The sequence below is a fragment of the Marivita lacus genome (assembly GCF_014637725.1).
Lineage (GTDB): Bacteria > Pseudomonadota > Alphaproteobacteria > Rhodobacterales > Rhodobacteraceae > Marivita > Marivita lacus.
In genome coordinates, this window is sequence record NZ_BMFC01000002.1 from 537,927 (window position 1) to 561,123 (window position 23,197).

Below are 23,197 nucleotides of genomic sequence, written 5' to 3' on the forward strand. Positions count from 1 at the left end.
TTGTTCGGAACGTCCTCTACCACCTTGGCGCGCGGCGTCAAATATCAGGCTTGACCTTCGGCCTTGGCGCGGTGGGGTTTCTTGGGCAGCATGGCGACAAGGCGGCTTCCCTCGGTTTCTTTCGGGGCATCATCCGGGCCAAGTATGCGCAGCGTGCCGCGCGGGCCGATATCGGCGATGGGGATGCCGTCGGGGTGGGTGTCGTACCAGTCCTGCAGGGTGAATTCATCCGACAGTGAGGTGGCGCGGAATTCCCAGCCGTCCCACATCCGGCGCTGCACCTCCCAAAAGGTCTCACCCGCGCCGATCGCCCGACCACCCAGTTTCGGCGGCAAGGCGTAGCGTTCTGAATCCGAGGTTTCTCGGCTGAGCTGAAACACGTTCTCGCGCCCGAATTCCGGGGCAAGGTCGGTTGCGACCAGCGTGTTGTAGGCGTCATTGTCGGTGGCGGCGATCACGGTCTCATAGGCCATCAGGTCCAGCCGGTTCTCCGCCCCTTCGGACAGGATGTCGCCAGTGTAAATCTCGAGTCCCGCCTCGCGGGCGTCGCGCAGATGGCTGCGGTTGGGGTCGGAAATCATCACCGGCAGGTCCAGCTTCTTGAGCAGCGCGCCCAGTTCCACCGTCCAGCGGTTGCCGCCGACGATCAGCACACCCGGCGTGGTCGATGCGTTGAGGCCCAGCAGCCGCGCCAAAGGCTTGAGCGTGAAGCCGTGCAGCACCACCGTGCCCGCCACCAGCGCAAAGGCCAGCGACGAGATCTGCGCCGCGTCCTCGATCCCCGCCTGCACCAGCCGGTCGCCGAACAGGCCGGCCACTGCCACAAGCACAACGCCGCGCGGGCCGGTCAGGGCGACAAGCATGCGTTCGGACCAGGGCACGTTGGAAAAGGCCAGCGACACCAGAACGGTCACCGGGCGCGCGATCAGGATCACCGCCACGAGGGTCGCCAGCGTCTGCCAGTTCATCGCCATCAGCGTCTCGCGGGTCATGTTGGCGGCGAGCAGGATGAACACACCCGACACCAGCAGGATCGTTGCATGTTCCTTGAAGCGGTGCATCTCGGCATGGCTGGGCAGGTGCGCGTTGGCGATCCAGACCCCCATGATGGTCACGGCCAAAAGCCCGCTTTCATGCAACAGCGAATCAGACGCAGCAAAGGCCGCCAGCACACTGACGAACAGCACCGGCACTTTCATGTATTCCGGCACCCATCCGCTGGAAAAGGATCGCGCGATGCCCCAGCCCGCCGCGATCCCGGCCAGCGTGGCCACGACGATGCCGATGGCCAGCGTGGTCAGCGCCTCCTCCACCGTGGTCGATGTCTGAAAGACCAGCACCACCTCGAAGGCCAGAACCGCAGCGAGTGCGCCCACGGGATCGTTGACAATGGCTTCCCATTGCAAGAGCACCGCCGGTCGCCGTTTCAGCCGCGCCTGTCGCAGCAGTGGCGCAATCACGGTTGGCCCGGTGACGATCATGATGCCGCCAAAGACCGACGCGGTGGCCCAGCTCAGTCCTGCGACATAATGCAGGACCGCCGCCGACAGCAGCCAGCCGATGGGTCCGCCGATCAAGACCAGCCGTTTCACCCCGATTGCCGCGTCGCGGAGCGACTTGAAATTCAGCGTCAGACCGCCTTCGAAGAGGATGATCGCCACGGCCACCGCCACGACGGGTTGCAACAGGTCGCCCATCGCCACGGACGGGTCCAGGATCCCGAAAACCGGCCCAACCAGCAACCCTGCCAGCAACATCAACACGATGGCCGGCAGGTTCAGACGCCAGGCCAGCCATTGCGCCCCGACACCCAAGGCCCCGACAAGGGCGAAAGCGGTGATCGGGTTCAAAGCAGCGTCTGAGGGAGTTGCCACGGTAAGTTCCTTTTATGACCTCGCGGAAATCACCTCCGTCCCTGTCAGGCGCGCATGCTCCTGCAGGGCGAACCGGTCGGTCATCCCGGCAATGTAATCCGAAACCAGCCGTGCGAGTTCCGTCTCGGACCGGATTTCGGCCACGTCCTTGCGCCATTGCTTGGGCAACAGGGACGGGTCGGACATGAACAGCGGGAACAATTCGTTGATCACATGGGTGACCTGCGCGCGCATCTCGATCACGTCCGGCGCGCGGTACATGCGATGGAACAGGAATTCGCGGATCACCTTGAGATCGGACCAGAGCGCGGGTGAAAACTGCACCATCATGCGGCCCGCATCGCGAATGTCCCCGGGGCTCTGCGGGTCGAGATCGGCAAGGTTCGCCCGTGTCACAGAGATCACGTCGGCCACCAGAACGCCGAAGAAACGCCGCAGCGCTTCGTGGCGGCGGCGGTAGTAGTTCAGGCCGGGATAGATGCGATCTACCTCGGCAAAACAATGGCTTACAATGGGAAGCTCGGCCAGTTCGTCGGTCGAGAACAGCTCGGCCCGCAACCCGTCATGCAGATCATGGTGATTGTAGGCGATGTCGTCGGACAGCGCCGCGACCTGCGCCTCGGCACTGGCATGGGTGTGCAGTTCCAGATCGTGACGCGCGTCGTAGGCGGCCAGCGCATGGGGGATCGGATCGCGCACCGGGCCGTTGTGTTTGGCAATGCCTTCAAGGGTTTCCCAGGTGAGGTTCAACCCGTCGAAATCGGCATAATGCCGTTCCAGCCCGGTCACGATGCGGATCGCCTGCGCGTTGTGATCGAACCCGCCATAGGGCTGCATCAGCGCATCCAGCGCGTCTTCGCCGGTGTGGCCAAAAGGCGTGTGGCCCAGATCATGCGCCAGCGCCACCGCCTCGGTCAGTTCGAGGTCCAGCCCCAGCACCTTGGCAATGGTGCGCGCCACCTGCCCCACCTCGATGGAATGGGTCAGCCGGGTGCGGAAATAATCGCCCTCGTGTTCGATGAACACCTGTGTCTTGTGCTTGAGCCGCCGAAACGCCGAGGCATGGATAATGCGATCCCTGTCGCGTTGAAAGCACGACCGGAACGCGCTTTCCTCTTCTGGATAAAGCCTGCCCCGCGATTTGCCCGGCTCGCATGCGTATTGCGCCGTCATGATCGACCGCCTGTTCTTGTTCCCTGTCCCGATCGCGCTTATATTCACATCAGGTCACAAGTTAAAGCGAACCCGAGGATAACATGCAGCTTCCACCGAAAGTGACAGATCGCGCATTCGAGCGTTTGTCTGAGATAGGCGCCAGCGCCGAGGGCAAGGCCCTGCGCGTGGCGGTCGAAGGCGGGGGGTGTTCGGGGTTCCAGTACGAGATTCTGCTGGACGCGCCCGGCGAGGATGATCTTGTTCTCGAAGGTCACGGCGAACGGGTCGTGGTGGATTCGGTGTCGCTGCCGTTCCTGTCGAACGCGGTGATCGACTTTTCCGAGGAACTGATCGGCGCACGCTTCGTGATCGAGAACCCCAACGCGACATCGTCCTGCGGCTGCGGCACCAGTTTCTCGATGTGAAACCGGGGGCTCATGGCCCCCGCTTCCGAGATCGTCCTAGTGTACCGCGCCGGACATGTCGGCACGGGCAAAGCCGTGAAAGAACGCCTCGAAATGCTGTGACGAGGTTTCGGCCTGTTCGAGAACCTGCATCGCTTCTGGCGACAGCCGGTCCTCCATCTGCAGGCGCATTCTGATCCAGTCGCCGCTGCGCGCATCATCCAGGCTGAACATCGCTTCGGACATTTCGCGCATCGGTGTGGCGCGGTAGACACTGTGATCGAACCGCATCCGGTCATCGACAAAGCCCTTGGCAAAGGCCGCATCGCCAATCATGGCCTGATGCCAGTTGCAGACCAGAAATTCGTGGTAATCGTCCTGCACGCTGACAGATGACCCATCGGTGATGGTGAACAGCGATGTTTCCCGCGTGAGCCAGTCGGTCCAGAGCTGCGGAGGCATTTCTCCGGCGAAATGCAGGGCGATGCAGATTTCACCCAACAGATCGGCGTTCTGTTCGATAAAGGCCAGGATACCGGCGAAATGCAGGCTGCGTTTCGCGTCGGCATCCAGCTGTGGATCGCAGCGGCCATATTCGCTGAGATAGAACACGAGGTGGCTGAGCTCATAGGCCGCCTTCTTGTTCGGCAGCGCGAATGTCTCGGATCGGGCCATGAAATACCGCACGCGATCTTCGAGCGTCGGATCGCACCCCCTGGGCGTCACGTCGCGCCGCGACATCAGGCGCTGCGCCTCCATGCGTTGCAGGTCGGACAGTTCCGCGCGGGGCAGATCCTGCGCGCAAGCCCAATCCACGATTCGTTCGCCGTGATCGCCCTGCATGCCAAGGTCCTCGAGGTCGAGCGTGATCGACAGGAAGAACCGGTAGTATTGCGGAAAGAAGCGCAGGCGTTTTTCGACCGTTTGGTAAAACTCGGCATAGGCGTCGAGTGCTGCATCGCCGGGCCGGGTGCCGGTGGCTTCGAGAATGCTCAGGACTTCGGCATTTTCCTTGAGCCAGAACACGTCGTCGCGGTGGCGGCGGTGATCGGCAAAGCAGCTCAGAAGCGCGCCAAGGCGCGCTTCCTGCGGATTGATCCGGGACGGGGGGGTGAGGTGAATGACATTCGTCATGGTCCGATCCTCCTTGGGGGGTATCAAGGGACGGGTCGCCCCGCCCCGGGTCAATGCGTCGATCAGGAGCGTGTCGCCACAGGCGCGCAGCTGGTGGTGAACATCTCGACCAGATCACCGGTGCGGGTGTCGGATGTCGTCGGGGTGCAACTGGTGGTGAACATCTCGACCAGATCGCCGGTGCGGGTGTCGGACGTCGTCGGGGCGCAGCTTGTGGTGAACATCTCGACCAGATCGCCGGTGCGGGTGTCGGACGTCGTCGGGGTGCAGCTTGTGGTGAACATCTCGACCAGATCGCCGGTGCGGGTGTCAGACGTCGTCGGGGCGCAGCTGGTGGTGAACATCTCGACCAGATCACCGGTGCGGGTGTCAGACGTCGTCGGGGTGCAGCTGGTGGTGAACATCTCGACCAGATCACCAAGACGGGTGTCGGATGTCGTCGGCGTACAGCTCGTGGTGAACATCTCGACTGCGTCTCCACCATGCATATTACGGCAGATGTCGGTATTACGCTGATTTACATGAAGGTTTTCGATAGTCTGGAGTTTACGAGCTGCAGTCATGTTGGCCTCCTATGGCTGGGTTGATGGACCAACGCTGACACGCAAAAGATGAATTTGAGAAGATGAAATATCGTTAAACGGGTGTATCCAAGAGTTATCCACATGAGGATTCGCCCATAGGTTGTTCAGGACGCGAAACTCCTGACGTTATCAACAGATCGGAAAAATCTGGGGATAAGTTTCGGTGCGGGCGATCTGGTGCCCCGCAGACCTCGTCCGATGCCCCTGCCCGACACCGAATCCCCTCACCAAACACCAACTTCGATTCGTCCAGATCCCGGCTTGTGCGGGGTCGGTCTTCTTGGGATAGAGGGGCAATCGGGGAGACAGCACATGAAAATCGCCACGTTCAACATCAACGGCATCAAGGCCCGCCTGCCCGCCCTGACCGACTGGCTGCGCGACAGCGCGCCCGATGTGGCGGTGCTTCAGGAAATCAAATCGGTGGACGAGGCGTTCCCGCGCGAAGCGATCGAGGACCTGGGCTATGCGGTCGAGACTCACGGGCAGAAGGGGTTCAACGGTGTTGCGATCGTCTCGAAACTGCCGCTCGAAGATGTGACGCGCGGCCTGCCCGGCGATGACAGCGACGAACAGGCCCGCTGGATCGAGGCAACGGTGATCGGAGAACGTGATGCGGTGCGTGTCTGCGGGCTGTACCTGCCCAATGGCAACCCTGTGCCGGGGCCGAAATACGATTACAAGCTGGACTGGATGAAACGGCTGGAGGCGCGGGCGCGCGACCTGATGGCCAACGAGATGCCCGCGCTGATGGCGGGGGATTACAACATCATCCCGCAGGCCGAAGATGCCGCCAGACCGGAACTCTGGACCGAGGACGCGCTTTTCCGCCCCGAATCCCGCGCCGCGTTCCGGCGCATCCTCAACCTTGGTTTCACCGAGGCGTTCCGCGCCTGCACGCAGGGTGGCGGGCATTATTCGTTCTGGGATTACCAGGCGGGCGCGTGGGAACGGAACAACGGCATCCGCATCGACCATGTGCTGATGACGCCGGCCTGTGCCGACATGCTGACCGAATGCTGGATCGAAAGCGCCGTGCGCGGGCGGGAAAAGCCGTCGGATCACGTGCCGGTCTGGGTGTCGCTGACGGCCTGACCTGCAGCACCGTCTTGCGGAATGCCGAGGCCCGGCATACATCTTTTGCAACGCCCACAACCGGAGAGCAGCGCCATGGCCATGCACGCGCAGGAAATCGAAGAACTGATCCGCGCCGAATTTCCCAACGCCCGGATCACGATCACCGATCTTGCGGGAGACGGAAACCACTATGCCGCAGAGGTGATCGACGAAAGCTTCAAGGGCAAGAACCGGGTGCAACAGCAGCGCGCGGTCTATGCGGCCCTCAAAGGCAAGATGGATGGCTCGCAAGGCGAATTGCACGCGCTGGCCCTGACCACGAAAGCCCCGGACTGATGTCGGCGCGGGTGTGGACTATCGCCATGATCCTGCTGGTCGGGCCATTTGCGTATTTCACATGGCGCAGACCCGGATCGCATGATGGCCCGCCCAAGGCAGGCACGCCATGATGGACTTTCTGACCAACACCTGGCCGATGTTCGCCGCCATCGGCCTTGTCACCGTGATAACTATTGGCGCAACCATGCCGTATATCCGCAAGGACCGGAAACGCCGCGAAGAGATGGAGCAAGACAATGACTGACGCGAAACAGAAGATCGAAGAGACCGTCAAGGCCAATGACGTGGTGCTTTACATGAAGGGCACCAAGGCGATGCCGCAATGCGGGTTCTCCAGCAAGGTGGCGGGCGTGCTGAACTACATGGGTGTTGATTATGCCGATGTGAACGTTCTGTCCGACGAGAACATCCGTCAGGGCATCAAGGAATATTCCGACTGGCCGACCATTCCGCAGCTTTATGTCAAAGGCGAATTCGTCGGCGGCTGTGACATCATCACCGAGATGACGCTGTCGGGCGAGCTGGACCAGCTGTTCGACGCAAACGGCGTCACCTATGACAAGGATGCTGCCGAAAAAATCCGTGAAGCGAACGCCTGAGCGTTCCTGCACCGCAAACGACAAACGGCGCCCCACCCGGGCGCCGTTTTGCATTTCAAGCGGGCCGTACCCTACTCTACCCGGCCTTGTCCTCGACGTCGCGGGCCAGCGCTTCGGCGCGTGCCGCGATTTCCTGCAGCGACTCCGTCACGTCCGTGGGGACCACCGGCACCTCGATGCGTTCGGGTTCGGGTGGCGGTGCGTCCTTGATCGCGCGCAGTTCCGACAGGTAGGCGGCGGCGCGGTCTTCGCTTTCGCGCAGCTTGTCCTCGAGCCCGGCAGTCTTGTCTGCCAGCATCAGCCCCGCCATCAGCAACATGCGCGCCTCGGGAATGCGCCCGACCTGCTGGGCCAGAACCTGCGCCTCGGTGTCCAGCATCCGGGCTGCGGAATGCAGATACTGCTCCTCACCCTCCTGGCAGGCCACGTCAAAGCTGCGACCGCCGATGGTGATTTCGACTTCGGGCATCAGTTCGCCTCCTCGGGTTCCGCCGCAGCCTCGAGCAGCGGAGTCAATGACGCGATGATGGCGCGGGTCTCGGCCGCCTCGACAGAGCGCGCGGCGCGCAGCCCTTCCAGTTCGGCCAGCATCGCCTTGTTGATCAGATGTGGTTCACCGACATTCTCGGACAGCGCGCGGCGCAGCTCTTCGTTGGTGGCGCGCAGCATCTCGTTGGACTGGCGAAGGCGTTGCAGATCGAGGTCCAACGCCGACACATCGATCATAGGCGCCGCAGGACCCGAAGCGGCAGCGGCGGCTGCCTTGGCCGCTTCAAGCTCCTTGCGGTGGGTCTCATGCAGCTTGCGCACCCGCTCTTCCAACTGGGCATTGGCCAGCTTTTCCTCGTCCAGCGCATCCTGAAGCCGGGCGACCTCTGCCGGGTCGATGCCAGGCTCTGAAGGTGCCGCCGGCACAGCCTGCGCCGCGCGTTCCTCAAGCTTGGCCACGCCTTGCGCAACCCTGTCCAGAGCCGCCGTGATGCGATGTTGCAACTCGTTGATTTGGGTCATTTGCCTGATCCCCGTTTGTTGTGTGCCCGTCTGTGCCACGAAGACCATGGACACATTTTTCCGTGCTCTCGGAACGAATCGCTCCGCCCTCTTAATGTGAAAGTTTAACAACCCACATCCGAAAATGCGCCCCCTTATGCACAGGTGGCGCGGGCGTGGCGCTTGATCTCTGCGTTGACACTGGTATGAGCGCCCCAAAGATCCCCTTTGCCCCCATCATAAGGACGAGAAGGCCTGTGGATATCGAGACCCTCAAAGCCCAGAACCCCGATCATTGGAACAAGGCGGCGGCGATCCGCGCGCTGACGCTGGACGCGGTGGCTGCCGCGAATTCCGGTCACTCGGGCATGCCCATCGGCATGGCGGACGTGGCCACTGTTCTCTACGAAAAGCACCTGAAATTCGACGCCGCCCGCCCCGACTGGCACGACCGCGACCGGTTCATTCTGTCGGCCGGTCACGGTTCAATGCTGCTCTATTCCCTGCTTTATCTGGTGGGCGATGCAGAGATCACGCTGGATCAGGTCAAGAACTTCCGCCAGTGGGGAGCCAAGACCGCAGGCCATCCCGAAAACTTCCTCGCGCAAGCCATTGAAACCACAACCGGTCCGCTGGGTCAGGGTCTTGCCAACTCCGTTGGCTTCGCCATGGCCGAAGAAGCGCTGCGCGCGCGCTTCGGCAAGAAGCTGGTCGATCACCACACCTATGTCATCGCGGGCGATGGCTGCCTGATGGAGGGCATCAGCCACGAGGCCATCGGCATCGCCGGGCGTCAGGAACTGTCGCGGCTGATCGTCTTCTGGGACAACAACAACATCACCATCGATGGCACGGTCGATCTGTCTGACCGCACTGATCAGGTGGCGCGCTTTACCGCCGCGGGCTGGCATGTGCAGGACATCGACGGCCACAATCCGGCCGAGATCGACGCATCCATCACGGCGGCGAAAGCCGACAAACGCCCGTCGATGATCGCCTGCAAGACACATATCGCCCTGGGGCACGCGGCGCAGGACACGTCCAAGGGCCACGGCGCACTGACCAACGCGGACCAGAACGCCGAGGCCAAGGCCGTCTGGGGTTGGACCACCGGCCCGTTCGAAGTGCCCGCCGAGATCAAGTCAGCATGGGAAGAGATCGGTCGCCGCGGTGCTGCGGCGCGCGCCGACTGGGAGGCGCGACTGGCGGAGATGTCTGCGTCACGTCAGGCCGAGTTCGCCCGCACGATGGCAGGTGAAGCGCCGAAAAACCTGTCCTCGACCATCAAGGCGCTGAAAAAGCAGATCAGCGAAAGCGCGCCGTCTGTAGCGACGCGCAAAAGCTCCGAAATGGTGCTCGAAGTCGTCAACCCGATCCTGCCGGAAACCATCGGCGGGTCAGCCGACCTCACCGGCTCGAACAACACCAAGACGGGTGACCTGGGCGTGTTCGACGTGGACAATCGCAAGGGCCGTTATGTCTATTGGGGCATCCGCGAGCACGGCATGGCGTCGGCGATGAACGGCATGGCGCTGCATGGCGGCATCCGCCCCTATGGCGGCACGTTCATGTGTTTCACCGATTACGCCCGCCCGGCAATGCGCCTGTCGGCGCTGATGCAGGTGCCAACCGTCTACGTGATGACCCACGATTCCATCGGCCTGGGCGAAGACGGTCCGACGCACCAGCCGATCGAACATCTGGCGATCAGCCGCGCGACGCCAAACACGCTGGTGTTCCGCCCCGCCGACACGGTGGAAACCGCCGAGGCGTGGGAGATTGCGCTGACCCAGACGAAGACGCCGTCGGTGCTGTCGCTGACGCGGCAGAACCTGCGCACCGTGCGAACCGAGCACAAGACCAAGAACCTGACCGCGCAGGGCGCCTATGTTCTGGCCGATGCCGAAGGCAAGCGTCAGGCGATCCTGATGGCGACCGGATCGGAAGTCGAGATCGCGATGGCGGCGCGGGACATGCTGCACGCCGAGGGGATCGGCACGCGGGTCGTGTCCATGCCCTGCTGGGAGCTGTTCGAGGAACAGGACGAGGCCTATCGCAAGCGCGTGCTTCCGGGTGGTCCGGTGCGCGTGGCGGTCGAGGCGGGTATCCGCTTTGGCTGGGACCGCTGGCTGTTCGGAGAGCGCGGCAAGCGCGAGAAGTCCGGGTTCATCGGCATGCACGGGTTCGGAGCATCGGCCCCTGCGGAAACGCTTTACGAGAAGTTCGGTATCACGGCAGAGAGCGTGGCACAAAAGGTGCGCGATCTGGTCGAGGGCCGTTGGCAGGCTGATCCGCGCACGTAAGCGATTTGGCGGCCCTGCCATTTTGCGGGGTCGCCGGATTGCGATGCATCGCATGCACGCTTTGACGCGTTCAGTTGCCCCCGGTGATGCATTGGGCCTCGCTGCGTCGACGCAGCGCCAAAACGCGTTGACGCGTTTTGGGCTTTACCCTGCGAGCGCAGCACAGTGTCAGAACCGCTGCGACGCGGTTTCATTCCCCGGCCACGCCCGTTGCGACAGCGTCGGTGGATCGCGATTGACCACAAGCCGCACCGGGTCGCGGTTGCAGAAGACCACAAGCTGATCGGCGTTTTCAACTAGGGTGAAGCCGCGCCTGCGTACTTCGTGCACAAACGCTTCGCGGCCTGCATAGCGTTCGACATCGCGGGTGGCACGGTGGATCACACCACCCCGCCCAACCGCCTTGGCAGAGAAGACGTTGCGGATCCAGGTATCGGGGTCAAGATAAGAGGGAATCGTCATGCCGCCCAACCTAGCGCGAAACTGGTTAAGACAGGCTTAACGCAGCTCAGGCGCCTTTGGGCATCACCGCCGTCCAGACCGGCGTGATGATCTTGACCCCGACCGGGATCAGGATCAGCCCCCAGATGAACCCCAGAATGAAATCGAACCCGGCCGTGACCGCCCATTCGATGAACCCCTGCCCGGCCCCAACAGCGACCGCCACATGGTGAATGGCGTCCTCGGGCCAGTGCCAGCCCATCTGCGCCACGGAATGCACGATGATCGACCCGCCGACCCAGAGCATCGCCGCCGTGCCCACCACGGTCAGCCCCGTCAGAAACCATGGCATGAACTTGACGATCCCGCGCCCCAGCGCGCGGGTCACGCCAAGCCGCCCCACCTGGCTGAGCCAGAGGCCGACGTCGTCCATCTTCACGATCACCGCCACCGCGCCATAGACGGCGAGTGTCACCATGATCCCGACCACCGCCAGCGTCGCGCCCTGAATCCAGATGTTGTCGACCTCGATCACCGACAGCGCGATGGTCATGATCTCGGCCGACAGGATGAAATCCGTCTTGATCGCGCCTTTGACCTTTTCCTCCTCTAGGTGAAGCGGATCACCGATGTCATGGCTGCCATCCGGTCCGCCGGAATGATCATCATGCGGGCGCAGCACATGCACGATCTTTTCTGCGCCCTCGAAACACAGGTAACTGCCGCCGAGGATCAGCAAGGGCGGGATCAGCCACGGCGCGAATGTCGACAGGAGCAAGGCGGCAGGGAGCAGGAACACCAGCTTGTTGATCAGCGATCCGCGCGCGATCCGCCAGATGATCGGCAATTCGCGGGCGGGCGCGAATCCGTGCAGGTATTTCGGGGTCACCGCCGCGTCGTCGATCAGGACACCCGCGGTCTTGGACCCGGCCTTGGCCGCCGCAGCACCAATGTCATCCACCGAGGCCGCCGCCACCTTGGCGATGGCCGCCACGTCGTCGAGAAGTGCCAACAATCCGCTCATCACGTTACCCCGTGTTTGTGTCCGCCAAGGACATACCGTCCCGGGCCGTGCGCCGCCAGTACCAGACAGCCCCCGGCAATGGCCCAGTTCTTGACGAAGATGCTCATTTGCCACGGATCGCCCGGCAGGAAGTGGAACAGGCTCGTCACCCCGCAATACAGCGCCAGCAGCGCCGCCACCGGGCGCACCGCCCATCCCGCCACCAATGCCAGACCAGCGAGCGCATTGAACCCCAAGGCGGGCCAGACCAGCAGGTCGGGCAGGCCACGATCCGTCAGCAGCGCCATCGACGAGCCCGGGTCCAGCACCTTCTGCGCCGCGCCCGCCAGGAACAGACAGGCGATCAGGCAGCGTCCGACGAGCACCGCGATATCGGCCGTCGACGTCATTATTTCAGATTCCGCAACATCTCCGCAGTGTTACCGCAAACCGTCGCAAAGCGTTAGCGCCATCATGTCTTCAAAGTACACCTTTTGCGCTAACATGTTGTGAAATCGAGTCTTTTTACTTTGCGGATGCAGCATACCTCCGTATACGGGACACAGCCCAGGCGCAGGAGACTTGCTCATGACCGTCACTCTTGGAATCAACGGTTTCGGTCGGATCGGCCGCTGCACCCTCGCCCATATTGCCGAAAGCTCGCGCAACGACGTTCAGGTCGTCAAGATCAACGCGACCGGCCCGATCGAGACGAACGCCCACCTCCTGCGCTATGACAGCGTGCATGGCCGCTTCGGCGGAGAGGTCAAGGTCAAGGGCAACACGATGGATCTGGGCCGTGGCCCGATGGAAGTGTTCTCGACCTACAACCCCGAAGAGCTGGACTGGTCGGGCTGCGACGTGGTTCTGGAATGCACCGGCAATTTCAACGACGGCAGCAAGGCCGGCATCCACATGGAGCGCGGCGCGAAATCGGTTTTGATCTCTGCTCCTGCAAAGAATGTGCAGAAAACCATCGTCTACGGTGTGAACCACCGGTCGCTGATCGAAGGCGACACGATGATTTCGAACGGGTCCTGCACCACCAATTGCCTGGCCCCACTTGCCAAGGTGCTGGACGAGGCGCTGGGGATCGAAAGCGGCATCATGACCACGATCCATTCCTATACCGGCGACCAGCCCACTTTGGACCGGCGCCATGCGGACCTCTACCGCGCGCGGGCGGCGGCGATGGCGATGATCCCGACCTCGACCGGTGCGGCTGCCGCACTGGGCGAAGTGTTGCCGAACCTCAAGGGCAAGCTCGATGGCTCTGCGGTGCGGGTGCCGACACCCAACGTGTCGGCGGTCGATCTGACCTTCTATGCGGGCAAGGACGTGACGGTCGCGGATGTGAACGATGTGGTCCGCGAGGCGGCAGCGACCCATATGGGCACGGTCCTGTCCTATGACCCGGAACCCAAGGTGTCGATCGACTTCAACCACACCACCTATTCGTCGATCTTTGCTCCCGACCAGACCAAGGTTGTGGGCCGACGCATGGTGCGCGTGCTTGCGTGGTACGACAATGAATGGGGCTTCTCGGCGCGCATGGCGGATGTCGCCGGTGCGATGGGCCGCCTCCTGCACTGAGGCAGCAGCGCAGCCTTTCCTGCGACACGACTGAAGAAAGAGACCCGCGATACAGGGATGTTTCGCGGGTTTCTTGGGTCGTTTCCGACACGCCGTGTCGTCGTTAGCGCCCAATGCGGCGCTGCAGCATTAGTCGAATCTCCTGCCTGTCCTAGAGTGTCGCGCATGACCGCATCGCACAGGAGTTGGAGGCACGACCATGTTCCAGGTATTTTCAGGCATCTGGGCGCTCTTGATCGGCATCGTGTTCATCATGCTGGGCAATGGCATGCATTTCACGCTGATCGGCCTGCGTGGCGGCGTCGAGGGCTTCTCGGCCTTCGATCTGGCGATCGTGACGTCGGGCTATTTCATTGGCTTCCTGTCGGGCGCGCGGATGACCCCCGACCTGATCCGACGGGTGGGCCATGTGCGGGTCTTTGCGGCGCTTGGCAGCTTCATGTCCGCCGGATTGATCGCCTTCCCGCTGTTCACCGATCCGATCCTGTGGACGATCCTGCGCATCCTTGTCGGCTTTTGCATGTCGGGCATCTATGTGACGGCGGAAAGCTGGCTCAACGCGTCGGCCACCAACGAGACACGCGGCAAGGTGCTGTCGGCCTACATGATCGCGCAGACGCTGGGCATCATCGGCGCGCAGGGACTTTTGACCTTCGGGGACGCGGCGACAGCCGGGCTGTTCATCGGTGCGTCGATCCTTGTCTCGATCTCCTTCGGTCCGATCCTGTTGAGCGTGACACCGACCCCGGCTGCGGATGTGACGCGTCCGATGGCGTTGCGCAGCCTCTTCCAGTCATCACCTTTGGGCACGGTGGGCATCTTCCTGCTGGGCACCATCTATGCCACGCAATCCGGCATGGGCGCGGTCTACGGCACGCAGGTCGGAATGAGCGCCAACGAGATCGCGCTGTTTATCGCGATGCTCTTCGGCGGCGCGCTGCTGCTGCAATTTCCAATCGGGTGGCTGTCGGACCGGATGGATCGCCGGACCCTGATCCTGGGGTGTTCGGTGCTGGGCGCGATGTTCTGCGTCCTCGGCTGGATCAACGGGCCGGACCTGTGGTTCCTGATGGGGGCCGCGTTCCTGACCGGAGGCGTCACCACGCCGCTCTATGCACTGATCCTCGCCTATACCAATGACGCGCTTGATCCGGCGGACATGCCGGCCGCGTCGGGCGGGCTGGTGATGACCTTCGGCATCGGGGCAATCCTCGGGCCGTTGGCGGCAGGGAGCGCCATGGAACAGCTGGGGCCGCAGGCGTTCTGGCTGGTGATTGGCGTGACCTTTGTCGCGATCGCCCTCTATTCGCTCTACCGCATGACACAGCGCGCGGCCGCGCCGGTGTCGGAAAGCGACAGCTATCTTGGTGTCTTGCCGACGGCGTCGCCCCTTGCGGTCGAGGCGGCGGGCACATGGGCCGCCGAACAGGCAGAGATCGAGCGCGAGGCCGAGGCCTGATCGGCGCGTTCCGGCTCTAAACCAAAGTTGCAGGACGGGGCACCTGAACCGTCGGCCAATGTCAATCGACCGTTCAAGCTGCGACCTGAAGGGCATCGGCGCCACATGCCGTGGCACCCATAACCCCTGAAGGAGTTACCCCATGACCCGCATTCTCGCCCTCGCCCTTGCCTTGGCCCTGCCCGTATCCGCCCATGCCTCGAGCGACGATTACGGCCTGTCGACCGAACGCATGACCGAAATCCGCACCAAGCTGACGGCGGAGGGCTACGAGGTCCGCAAGATCGACATGGAGGACGGCATGATCGAAGCCTATGTCCTCAAGGATGGTCAGCGCCTCGAGCTGTATCTCGATGCCGCACTGAACGTGGTGCGCACCCAGATCGACGATTGATTGCAGCAGGTCCGCGCCCATCGCGCGGACCGCCAACCCCGGAGCCTGACATGACATCCTACAAAATCTGGGACCCGTTCGTCCGGGTCTTTCACTGGGCGCTTGTGGCCGGGTTTGCCGCCAATGCGCTGTTCACCGACGACGACAGCACATTGCACGAGAACCTCGGCTATGCCATCGCCGCCCTGATCGCGGCACGACTGGTCTGGGGGCTGATCGGATCGCGCTATGCGCGGTTTTCATCGTTCTGGCCCTCCTCAGCACGGATCACAGCACAAGTGTCTGACATGGCGACAGGCCGCAAACGCCTGCATCTCGGCCACACGCCGCTGGGCGCGGTGATGATCTTCAACCTGCTCTTGTCGATCCTGCTGATCGCGGTTACCGGCTGGATGATGAGCACCAATGCCTTCTGGGGCGTGGACTGGGTTGAAGACCTGCACGAAGCCTTGGTAACGTGGGCCGAAATTTCCATCGTCGTGCACGTGCTTGCAGTGATCTGGGAAAGCCGCCGGAGCGGTGTCAACCTGCCCCGCGCCATGATCACCGGCATCAAGACCGTACCGGACGGAGCCAGGACAGAGCCGTGACACTTTTCCCTTCCAGCAAGCCGGTCTCCCTCGTTGTCCTGATCGTCGCGCAAATCCTTTGCGCGGCGTTCTTTCTGTGGGATGTCGCAGTTGACGGGCTCGACATGGGCCTCGGTGCCTTCGTCTCGAGCCATTTCGTGGTCGAACTGCTGGCGGTTCTGGCGCTGATTGCTGGCGTGATCTTCGAAACCCGGTACCTGTTCGCCCTGCTGCGGCGCAAGGCGCATCTCGAGGAACAGCTGGGTCTCGCGGCGGGCGCGTTTCACGATATCGCAGAGTCGCGGTTCGATGCGTGGGCCCTGACTCCGTCGGAACGCGATGTGGCATTGTTCACGCTCAAGGGTTTCAGCATTGCCGAAATCGCTGATCTACGCGGCTCTGCCGAGGGCACGGTCAAGGCGCATCTGAACGGCATCTATCGCAAGGCAGGTGTCACTGGTCGCGGCGCGTTCCTCAGCCTGTTCATCGAGGACCTGATGTCCATTCCCCACACGCCTGATACCGTGGCCGCGTGACAAGCCATTCCCGCTCTGGCATTCTTTGCCTCGAAGCAGAGGGACAAGGCCGGGATGACCAATTCAATCGCCATAGGTTTGGGGATGCTGATCCTCGGCGGGCTGGCCATCGACGCCTTCCTGACAGGTGGCGACGGCTTCCTGTTCCTGGCCTCCAAGGGGGTCGATCTGCTTGACTGGATCGCGTTCTGGCGGTGACAGGGGCGTGCTGACCTAACGCAGATCACGCAGTGCCTTTGGCCTCAAGCTCGCCTGCGTGGCAGAGAACGGCAGGTTCATGTTGCCATCGCCTTTTTGCACGACGATTTGGTGGAAATAGTTCCAATTGTGCATGTTGGCTTCTGTCAGCGGTTTGAAATACATCGCGCCGCTACCATGGGTCAGGTCGTAAAGATTCTTCCAGTTGTTCATGTAGAACCGTGCGCGTTCGTAGTCGAGAACGCTTGCCCCATCGCCATCCTTGATCAGCGTGTTGATGTGCCGTGCGAAAGGTTCGAAGCGGGCGGCCTCGGATGTGATGAAGATGAGCGACACGAATGCTTTTTTGTCCATCTCGGTGCGCTGAGGCCCCGAAACGCCAAGAGCGGCGTGGATATGTGTCAGGTTGAACGGATGCGGCATCGGTTTGTTGGCGTAGCTTTCCTCGGTCGCGGAAAGACGGTGACCGTTGATGACCTGCACGTAATAGGGTGCCGAGGTCTCGATGCCGATTGTGACCGATTTCGATTTGCCGTTGAGCGTGCCGCTCAGGGTTACTTCCAGAAGTGCGGGTGATCTTTGCGCGAAAGCCTTGCGCAACGTCTCGATCAACTCGAGATATTGCCCACCGAGAATATCAAACAATTCTGCCATGGCCGATCCTGATGAAGGGGCGGCAGGCGCTGGATATGCCCGGAAAAATGAAGAACGGGGAACCGAACCGCCGCGTGAATCTCTGAAGAACAATGCTGACATGCTATGCAGATCGGATGGCACCTGTCAAAACCGGAACCGCCAGTCAGAACCACGATGGCTCCGGTCGGAATGCGATGACCGGCAGCTTGTCGCCGACGGGCCGGCGCCGCGCTTTGCTTGACAGGTTTGCGCGGTTCTGTTTGTTAGCGGTAACGGAACCCGGCAGAGCACTCTGTCCGAACCAGTGAGGACATCCACATGAGCACCAAAGTCGCCATAAACGGATTTGGCCGCATCGGCCGCAACATTCTGCGGGCCATCATCGAATCCGGTCGCACCGATATCGAGGTCATCGCGATCAACGATCTGGGTCCGGTCGAGACCAACGCGCATCTGCTGCAATATGACAGCGTGCACGGGCGTTTCCCGGTCGAGGTCACCACGGGCGAGGATTTCATCGACGTGGGCCGTGGCCCGATCAAGGTGACGGCGATCCGCAACCCCGCCGACCTGCCGTGGTCGGATGTGGACGTGGTTCTGGAATGCACCGGCATCTTCACCTCGAAAGAGGCGTGCCAGGCGCATCTGGAAAACGGCGCAAGCCGGGTTCTGATCTCTGCACCGGGCAAGGATGCCGACAAGACCATCGTTTACGGCGTGAACCATGACAGCCTGACCGCCGACGACCTGATCGTGTCGAACGCGTCCTGCACCACCAACTGTCTGGCCCCGGTGGCTTACGTGCTCAACAATGCCATCGGTATCGAGCGTGGATTCATGACCACGATCCACTCCTATACCGGCGACCAGCCGACGCTGGACACGATGCACAAGGATCTGTACCGCGCGCGGGCTGCCGCGCTCAGCATGATCCCGACCTCCACGGGGGCCGCCAAGGCCGTGGGTCTGGTGCTGCCCGAACTGAACGGAAAACTGGATGGCGTGGCGATCCGGGTGCCGACGCCGAACGTGTCGGTGGTCGATCTGACCTTCACCGCATCACGCAATACCACGGTCGAGGAGATCAACGACGCGATCCGTGCGGCTGCCGATGGCCCGCTCAAGGGCATTCTTGGCTATACCGACAAGCCGCTGGTGTCGTCGGATTTCAACCACGACCCGCATTCGTCGATCTTCCATACCGACCAGACCAAGGTGATGGATGGCCACATGGTCCGCATCCTGAGCTGGTATGACAATGAATGGGGCTTTTCCAACCGCATGGCGGATACCACCGTGGCGATGGGCAAGCTGATCTGACATCGGTCCGGCGCGCCGTTTTCCCGTAACGGCAGAACTGCGCCGATGCTGTAGACCGGCATGGCTGATCCGGGAACCCGAAAGGGTTTCCGGAATTACCTTTTCAAGACCGGGACACATCCCGACGGAAAAGGAGACATCATGACCGATAGCGCCCTCACCCCCGGAAAACCGCATCTCGACCCGACGATGCAGGCCGAGCCCACCACGCCGAACGATCACTTGCGTGACCTCTACACCCGCATCGTCGATGCCAAGGCCGGTTTCGACGTCATGGTCGACAAGGCCGAGCCCGAGTTTCGCGACGTGGCCACCTCGTTCCGCGACATGCATGCCCGTCACGCGGAACAGATCGCGCGGCTCCTGCACGGGCATGTCGATGCCGATGGATCGCTCATGGGCACCGTGAACAAGGCTATGGTGTCCATCCGCGCGCTGTTCGACGAGATCGACGAGGACGTGATGGACCAGGTCCGCAATGGCGAGGAACAGGTGCTGTCGGCCTTCCGCGAAGCCGAAGCCAACAGCGCCGCGCCACACGAGGCGCAGCTGATCGCCATGCGCGCCGAGCTTGAAGACCTCTTGCAGCGCACCGCACACCTGGATTGAACGTAAGCCGGATCGCCCGACCCTTGCATCAGACGCAAGGCGGGCTTTCCCAAGTGTGCATTGTTCTGCAGCGCAGCATCCTTATCTTGCTTTGTGTAGCTGGTAGCGCAAACAGCGCCCTGCTCAGGACCATAGAGCAAGGAAAGGACTGACCATGGCCCATTTTATGTCTTCCCTGCGGAACCGTCTTCAAAAGCGGGCCGCTTATCATCGCACTGTTCGGGAAATCCGGTCGATGCCTCTGGATGTGGCGCTTGACCTGAACATCTATCAGGGCGATGCCGAAAAGATCGCATCTCAGGCTATCTACGGCCGCTAAGACACACCCAAGGGTGAAAAGGACACAGCCGCGCTTGCCTGCGCGGCTTTTGTCATTTCGGCGTGTCGAACCTTTCGATCAACGCATGCCGCACCGGCGCAGTGACGAATTTCGACACATCCCCCCCCAACCGGGCGATTTCCTTGACCAGCTTCGACGCAATCGCCTGATGACGGGCTTCGGCCATCAGGAACACGGTCTCGACGCTGTCATCCAGGGCGCGGTTCATGCCGACCATCTGGAACTCGTATTCGAAATCCGTCACCGCCCGCAGGCCGCGCACGATGATCGACGCGCCTACATCGCGCGCGCAGTCGATCAGAAGGTTCTCGAACGGATGCACGACAATCTCGATCCCGGTCTGTTCGGACAGCGACACGCATTCGGCCTCGATCATCGCGACCCGTTCATCCAAATCGAACATCGGCCGCTTGTCGCGGTTGATCGCCACGCCGATGACAAGCCGGTCGACCAGCGCCGCCGCACGGCGGATGATGTCGATATGGCCCAGTGTGATCGGGTCAAATGTCCCGGGATAAAGACCGATGCGCATGGGCAATCTCCGGTAGAACGCCAGTTTCGCCCTTGTCTGGCATCAAAACTGCGGGAAGATCAAGCAGATGACGGTTCTTGAGGTCAATGCCCCATGATCATCCCTTCCAGCGCGTTGCGCTCCATCGCCAGTTCCGTCAGCCGCGCCTTGACCACATCACCGATGGTGATGAGGCCCACCAGCTTGCCATCTTCGACCACGGGCATGTGGCGGAACCGGCCTTCGGTCATCTGGGCAAGGATGTGATCGGCATCGTCATTGCGGCTGCAGGTCACCAGCTTTTCCGTCATGTAGCTGTCCACCGTCTCCGAAAGGCAGGTCGCGCCCCGATTGGCCAGTTCCCGCACGATGTCGCGTTCGGACAGGATACCAAGCGCGATCTCGTCGTCATTCGACACGACAACCGTGCCGATGCGCTTGTCGGTGAGGATCCGTGCCACATCCGAGATGGTGGTGCCGGACTTCACGGTCACGACTTCATCCGTGGCCTTGCTTTTGAGAATGTGATGAACTTGCATGGTCGGTCCTCCGGTGCCTGTGAGTGTTCAGCGTCTTCACGCAGCCATGTCCTGTCAAGTGCCTGCGAGCAGAGACTCGAGCCGCGCGACCTCGGACCGCACGCCGTGCGCAAGCGCGGTGGCAAAGCGGGAGATCCGGTCAAGGCGACGGTCCTCGGCGTGGCGCACGAGGTAGAAGCTGCGGGTGAAGGACAGCGCATCGGTCAGGACGCGGGTGACACCCGGCGCAAAGGGCAGCGCGAAATCATGCGCGATGCCGATGCCGCCATGCTGCCGCAGGATCTGGATCTGCACAGAGGCCGAGTTCGACGCCAGCGCAACGCGATCCAGCGAAAGGTCACTGAGGTAATCCAGTTCCTTGTCGAAGATCATGTCGGGGATGTAGCCTACGATCCGGTGATGTCGCAGATCCGCGACCGAGGTGATGAGCGGATGCGACCTGAGGTAAGTCTGGCTGGCGGCAAGGTGCAGCGTGTAGTCGGTGATCCGCTGATAGGACAGCCGCGACGCGGTGGGCGGGCTGACGGTGATCGCCATATCCGCCTCGCGTCGTGACAGGTTGACCACGCGGGGCTGCGCGACGATCTGCAGGTCCAGATCCGGATTGGCCTTGGACAGGTCCGCGAAGACACGCGGCAGCACGAAATTCGCACAGCCATCCGGTGCGCCAATGCGGATCTGGCCGGTCAGGGTGCCCGCCTCACCCGTCAGAACCGATTGCGCACCCTGCATTGCCTGTTCGGCGCGTTCGGCATGGTCGATCAGCCGCGTGCCCGCTTCGGTCAGCGCGTAGCCCTGCGGGCTTTTGACGAACAGCGCCTGCCCGATGGCATCTTCAAGACGCGCGATGCGGCGGCCCACGGTGGCGGCGTCCATGCGCAGCGCCCGGCCCGCCCCGGACAGGGTTTCACTGCGCGCGACGGACAGGAAAATCCGCAGGTCGTCCCAGCTCTGCATCCCGAAACCTTTGCATTTTTGCAAAACGTATTTGGGATATTGCCTCTTTGATCCGCATTTTTGCAAGGCTATGCTGCGCGCAAAAGGGAGATCCACCATGAAAGAACTCACGCATTTCATCAACGGCGCGATGGTCAAGGGCACGTCCGGCCAGTTCGGCGATGTCTACAACCCCGCCACGGGCGAGATTCAGGCCAAGGTGCCGCTGGCCAGCCCGGCCGAGGTATCAAAGGCCGTCGAGGAGGCTGCAAAGGCGCAGGTCGCCTGGGGCGCCACCAACCCGCAGAAGCGCGCACGCGTCATGATGAAGATGGTCGCGCTGATGAACCGCGACATGGACATTCTGGCCGAGGCGCTGAGCCGCGAGCACGGCAAGACGATCCCCGATGCCAAGGGCGATCTTCAGCGCGGTCTCGAAGTGATCGAATATTGCGTCGGCGCGCCGCAGATGCTCAAGGGTGAATACACCGACGACGCTGGCCCCGGCATCGACATGTATTCCATGCGTCAGCCTCTGGGTGTGGTCGCGTCGATCATGCCATTCAACTTTCCCGCGATGATGCCGCTCTGGCATGTCGGCCCGGCGCTGGCTTGCGGTAACGCGGTGGTGCTGAAACCGTCCGAGCGTGACCCTTCGGTGCCGCTGATGCTGGCCGAGCTGTTCGTCGAAGCCGGTCTGCCCAAGGGTGTGTTCCAGGTCGTGAACGGCACCAAGGAAGCCGTCGATACGCTGCTCGATCATGATATCATCCAGGGTGTGTCCTTTGTCGGATCGACCCCGATTGCGCAATACATCTACAGCCGCGCCACCGCGAACGGCAAACGCGCGCAATGCTTTGGCGGCGCCAAGAACCACCTGATCGTCATGCCGGATGCCGACATGGACCAGGCCGCCGACGCGCTGATCGGCGCGGGCTTTGGTGCGGCGGGCGAACGCTGCATGGCGGTATCCGTTGCTGTGCCTGTCGGTGAAGAAACGGCAGACCGGCTGATCGGCGCGCTGGTGCCCCGGATCGAAAAGCTGCGCGTCGCGCCCTATACCGATGGCGACAACGTGGATTTCGGCCCCGTGGTGACGCGAGAAGCCAAGGAGCGCATCCTCGGCCTGATCCAGTCCGGCGTCGATCAGGGTGCCGAGCTGGTCGTGGACAACCGCGATTTCAAATTGCAGGGCTATGAAAACGGGTTCTTCGTCGGTCCGCATCTCTTTGACCGCGTGACGCCGGACATGGACATCTACAAGCAGGAGATCTTTGGTCCCGTCCTGTCCACCGTGCGCGCGGGGTCCTACGAAGAGGCGCTCAAGCTGGCGATGGACCACGAATACGGCAACGGCACCGCGATCTTTACCCGCGACGGCGACACCGCCCGCGATTTCGCACACCGGGTGAATATCGGCATGGTGGGCATCAACGTGCCGATCCCGGTGCCGCTGGCCTACCACACCTTCGGCGGCTGGAAGAAATCCATGTTCGGCGACCTGAACCAGCACGGCCCCGACAGCTTCAAGTTCTACACTCGCACCAAGACGATCACCTCGCGCTGGCCGTCGGGGATCAAGGAAGGCGGAGAGTTCAACTTCAAGGCAATGGATTGATTTGGTATCAAAATTGCAGGAAAAAGGGGCGGTTCA

At 62.1% G+C, this 23,197-nt stretch carries 29 protein-coding genes; 16 read left to right on the forward strand and 13 right to left on the reverse strand.

What is annotated here, in order from left to right; translation table 11 throughout:
* Positions 1–44: 44 nt before the first annotated feature.
* On the reverse strand, positions 45–1,874 hold the full coding sequence (locus tag IEV82_RS07295; protein ID WP_188481326.1) for a cation:proton antiporter: 1,830 nt from the start codon (positions 1,872–1,874) through the stop codon (positions 45–47).
* Between the two features lie 12 nt (positions 1,875–1,886).
* On the reverse strand, positions 1,887–3,047 hold the full coding sequence (locus tag IEV82_RS07300) for a deoxyguanosinetriphosphate triphosphohydrolase (protein ID WP_188481327.1): 1,161 nt from the start codon (positions 3,045–3,047) through the stop codon (positions 1,887–1,889).
* 83 nt (positions 3,048–3,130) lie between these two features.
* Between IEV82_RS07300 and IEV82_RS07305 the strand changes: the two genes are divergently transcribed.
* Entirely contained in the window at positions 3,131–3,454 is a 324-nt protein-coding gene (locus IEV82_RS07305) for a HesB/IscA family protein (RefSeq protein WP_188481328.1), read from the forward strand.
* Positions 3,455–3,490: 36 nt separating this feature from the next.
* Here IEV82_RS07305 and IEV82_RS07310 read toward each other — a convergent pair whose 3' ends face one another.
* Both IEV82_RS07310 and IEV82_RS07315 read right to left on the reverse strand, forming a co-directional pair.
* Entirely contained in the window at positions 3,491–4,567 is a 1,077-nt protein-coding gene (locus IEV82_RS07310; RefSeq protein ID WP_188481329.1) for a DUF6902 family protein, read from the reverse strand.
* A 62-nt stretch (positions 4,568–4,629) separates the two neighbouring features.
* Positions 4,630–5,031, reverse strand: a complete 402-nt coding sequence (locus tag IEV82_RS07315; protein ID WP_188481330.1) for a DUF6749 family protein — start codon at positions 5,029–5,031, stop codon at positions 4,630–4,632.
* 432 nt (positions 5,032–5,463) lie between these two features.
* Between IEV82_RS07315 and xth the strand changes: the two genes are divergently transcribed.
* The 4 genes from xth (at position 5,464) to grxD (ending at position 7,166) form a co-directional block, all read left to right on the forward strand.
* The gene (xth, locus tag IEV82_RS07320; RefSeq protein WP_188481331.1) at positions 5,464–6,246 is read left to right on the forward strand and encodes an exodeoxyribonuclease III; all 783 of its coding nucleotides are present in this window, start codon (positions 5,464–5,466) and stop codon (positions 6,244–6,246) included.
* Positions 6,247–6,321: 75 nt separating this feature from the next.
* The gene (locus tag IEV82_RS07325; protein ID WP_188481332.1) at positions 6,322–6,564 is read left to right on the forward strand and encodes a BolA/IbaG family iron-sulfur metabolism protein; all 243 of its coding nucleotides are present in this window, start codon (positions 6,322–6,324) and stop codon (positions 6,562–6,564) included.
* A 109-nt stretch (positions 6,565–6,673) separates the two neighbouring features.
* Entirely contained in the window at positions 6,674–6,811 is a 138-nt protein-coding gene (locus IEV82_RS07330) for a hypothetical protein (protein WP_188481333.1), read from the forward strand.
* A complete protein-coding gene (gene grxD, locus IEV82_RS07335) occupies positions 6,804–7,166 on the forward strand; it encodes a Grx4 family monothiol glutaredoxin (RefSeq protein WP_188481334.1) in 363 nt (120 codons plus the stop codon). The genes IEV82_RS07330 and grxD overlap by 8 nt, the downstream gene beginning before the upstream one ends.
* Positions 7,167–7,242: 76 nt before the next feature.
* On the opposite strand, the gene IEV82_RS07340 is transcribed toward grxD, so the two are convergent.
* Positions 7,243–7,635: a cell division protein ZapA gene (locus IEV82_RS07340; protein ID WP_188481335.1), complete on the reverse strand. Its 393-nt coding sequence runs from the start codon at positions 7,633–7,635 to the stop codon at positions 7,243–7,245.
* Positions 7,635–8,177 (reverse strand): hypothetical protein, encoded by a 543-nt coding sequence (locus IEV82_RS07345; RefSeq protein ID WP_188481336.1) that lies wholly within the window; start codon positions 8,175–8,177, stop codon positions 7,635–7,637. Before IEV82_RS07345 ends, IEV82_RS07340 begins: the two co-directional genes overlap by 1 nt.
* Positions 8,178–8,413: 236 nt before the next feature.
* Here IEV82_RS07345 and tkt point away from each other — a divergent pair, with 236 nt between their 5' ends.
* Positions 8,414–10,459 carry a transketolase gene (tkt, locus tag IEV82_RS07350; protein ID WP_188481337.1) on the forward strand — a complete coding sequence of 682 codons (2,046 nt, stop codon included), beginning with the start codon at positions 8,414–8,416 and terminating at the stop codon, positions 10,457–10,459.
* Positions 10,460–10,627: 168 nt separating this feature from the next.
* Here the strand turns inward: tkt and IEV82_RS07355 are convergent, their stop codons facing one another.
* Genes IEV82_RS07355 through IEV82_RS07365 form a run of 3 tightly spaced genes read right to left on the reverse strand, consistent with a single transcriptional unit; the run spans position 10,628 to position 12,313 of the window.
* Positions 10,628–10,921: a hypothetical protein gene (locus IEV82_RS07355; RefSeq protein ID WP_188481338.1), complete on the reverse strand. Its 294-nt coding sequence runs from the start codon at positions 10,919–10,921 to the stop codon at positions 10,628–10,630.
* 46 nt (positions 10,922–10,967) lie between these two features.
* Complete coding sequence (locus tag IEV82_RS07360; RefSeq protein ID WP_188481339.1) at positions 10,968–11,924, reverse strand: DUF808 domain-containing protein; 957 nt, start codon at positions 11,922–11,924, stop codon at positions 10,968–10,970.
* Positions 11,924–12,313, reverse strand: a complete 390-nt coding sequence (locus IEV82_RS07365) for a DoxX family protein (protein ID WP_188481340.1) — start codon at positions 12,311–12,313, stop codon at positions 11,924–11,926. The genes IEV82_RS07360 and IEV82_RS07365 overlap by 1 nt, the downstream gene beginning before the upstream one ends.
* Positions 12,314–12,491: 178 nt before the next feature.
* Between IEV82_RS07365 and gap (IEV82_RS07370) the strand changes: the two genes are divergently transcribed.
* The 6 genes from gap (IEV82_RS07370) (at position 12,492) to IEV82_RS07395 (ending at position 16,652) form a co-directional block, all read left to right on the forward strand.
* Positions 12,492–13,496 carry a type I glyceraldehyde-3-phosphate dehydrogenase gene (gene gap / locus IEV82_RS07370; protein ID WP_188481341.1) on the forward strand — a complete coding sequence of 335 codons (1,005 nt, stop codon included), beginning with the start codon at positions 12,492–12,494 and terminating at the stop codon, positions 13,494–13,496.
* A gap of 199 nt (positions 13,497–13,695) precedes the next feature.
* Complete coding sequence (locus IEV82_RS07375; RefSeq protein WP_188481342.1) at positions 13,696–14,955, forward strand: MFS transporter; 1,260 nt, start codon at positions 13,696–13,698, stop codon at positions 14,953–14,955.
* A 142-nt stretch (positions 14,956–15,097) separates the two neighbouring features.
* Positions 15,098–15,349 carry a PepSY domain-containing protein gene (locus IEV82_RS07380; RefSeq protein WP_188481343.1) on the forward strand — a complete coding sequence of 84 codons (252 nt, stop codon included), beginning with the start codon at positions 15,098–15,100 and terminating at the stop codon, positions 15,347–15,349.
* Between the two features lie 50 nt (positions 15,350–15,399).
* Positions 15,400–15,939, forward strand: a complete 540-nt coding sequence (locus IEV82_RS07385; protein ID WP_188481344.1) for a cytochrome b/b6 domain-containing protein — start codon at positions 15,400–15,402, stop codon at positions 15,937–15,939.
* Positions 15,936–16,454, forward strand: a complete 519-nt coding sequence (locus tag IEV82_RS07390; RefSeq protein ID WP_229747706.1) for a helix-turn-helix transcriptional regulator — start codon at positions 15,936–15,938, stop codon at positions 16,452–16,454. The genes IEV82_RS07385 and IEV82_RS07390 overlap by 4 nt, the downstream gene beginning before the upstream one ends.
* Before the next feature lie 54 nt (positions 16,455–16,508).
* A complete protein-coding gene (locus IEV82_RS07395) occupies positions 16,509–16,652 on the forward strand; it encodes a glyceraldehyde-3-phosphate dehydrogenase (protein ID WP_188481345.1) in 144 nt (47 codons plus the stop codon).
* Positions 16,653–16,667: 15 nt separating this feature from the next.
* Here IEV82_RS07395 and IEV82_RS07400 read toward each other — a convergent pair whose 3' ends face one another.
* On the reverse strand, positions 16,668–17,306 hold the full coding sequence (locus tag IEV82_RS07400) for a ribosome-inactivating family protein (protein WP_188481346.1): 639 nt from the start codon (positions 17,304–17,306) through the stop codon (positions 16,668–16,670).
* Between the two features lie 300 nt (positions 17,307–17,606).
* Between IEV82_RS07400 and gap (IEV82_RS07405) the strand changes: the two genes are divergently transcribed.
* The 3 genes from gap (IEV82_RS07405) to IEV82_RS07415 all read left to right on the forward strand — a co-directional run bounded on the left by gap (IEV82_RS07405) (position 17,607) and on the right by IEV82_RS07415 (position 19,536).
* The gene (gap, locus tag IEV82_RS07405; protein WP_188481347.1) at positions 17,607–18,608 is read left to right on the forward strand and encodes a type I glyceraldehyde-3-phosphate dehydrogenase; all 1,002 of its coding nucleotides are present in this window, start codon (positions 17,607–17,609) and stop codon (positions 18,606–18,608) included.
* A 141-nt stretch (positions 18,609–18,749) separates the two neighbouring features.
* Positions 18,750–19,217, forward strand: coding sequence for a DUF2383 domain-containing protein (locus IEV82_RS07410; protein ID WP_229747707.1), 468 nt, complete (start codon positions 18,750–18,752; stop codon positions 19,215–19,217).
* A gap of 154 nt (positions 19,218–19,371) precedes the next feature.
* Positions 19,372–19,536 (forward strand): hypothetical protein, encoded by a 165-nt coding sequence (locus tag IEV82_RS07415; protein WP_188481348.1) that lies wholly within the window; start codon positions 19,372–19,374, stop codon positions 19,534–19,536.
* Positions 19,537–19,588: 52 nt separating this feature from the next.
* On the opposite strand, the gene coaD is transcribed toward IEV82_RS07415, so the two are convergent.
* The 3 genes from coaD to IEV82_RS07430 all read right to left on the reverse strand — a co-directional run bounded on the left by coaD (position 19,589) and on the right by IEV82_RS07430 (position 21,564).
* Positions 19,589–20,089 (reverse strand): pantetheine-phosphate adenylyltransferase, encoded by a 501-nt coding sequence (gene coaD / locus IEV82_RS07420; protein ID WP_188481349.1) that lies wholly within the window; start codon positions 20,087–20,089, stop codon positions 19,589–19,591.
* 83 nt (positions 20,090–20,172) lie between these two features.
* Positions 20,173–20,607: a CBS domain-containing protein gene (locus IEV82_RS07425; protein ID WP_188481350.1), complete on the reverse strand. Its 435-nt coding sequence runs from the start codon at positions 20,605–20,607 to the stop codon at positions 20,173–20,175.
* A 54-nt stretch (positions 20,608–20,661) separates the two neighbouring features.
* Positions 20,662–21,564 (reverse strand): LysR family transcriptional regulator, encoded by a 903-nt coding sequence (locus IEV82_RS07430; protein ID WP_188481351.1) that lies wholly within the window; start codon positions 21,562–21,564, stop codon positions 20,662–20,664.
* Positions 21,565–21,661: 97 nt separating this feature from the next.
* Here IEV82_RS07430 and IEV82_RS07435 point away from each other — a divergent pair, with 97 nt between their 5' ends.
* The gene (locus IEV82_RS07435; RefSeq protein ID WP_188481352.1) at positions 21,662–23,161 is read left to right on the forward strand and encodes a CoA-acylating methylmalonate-semialdehyde dehydrogenase; all 1,500 of its coding nucleotides are present in this window, start codon (positions 21,662–21,664) and stop codon (positions 23,159–23,161) included.
* Positions 23,162–23,197: the final 36 nt, after the last annotated feature.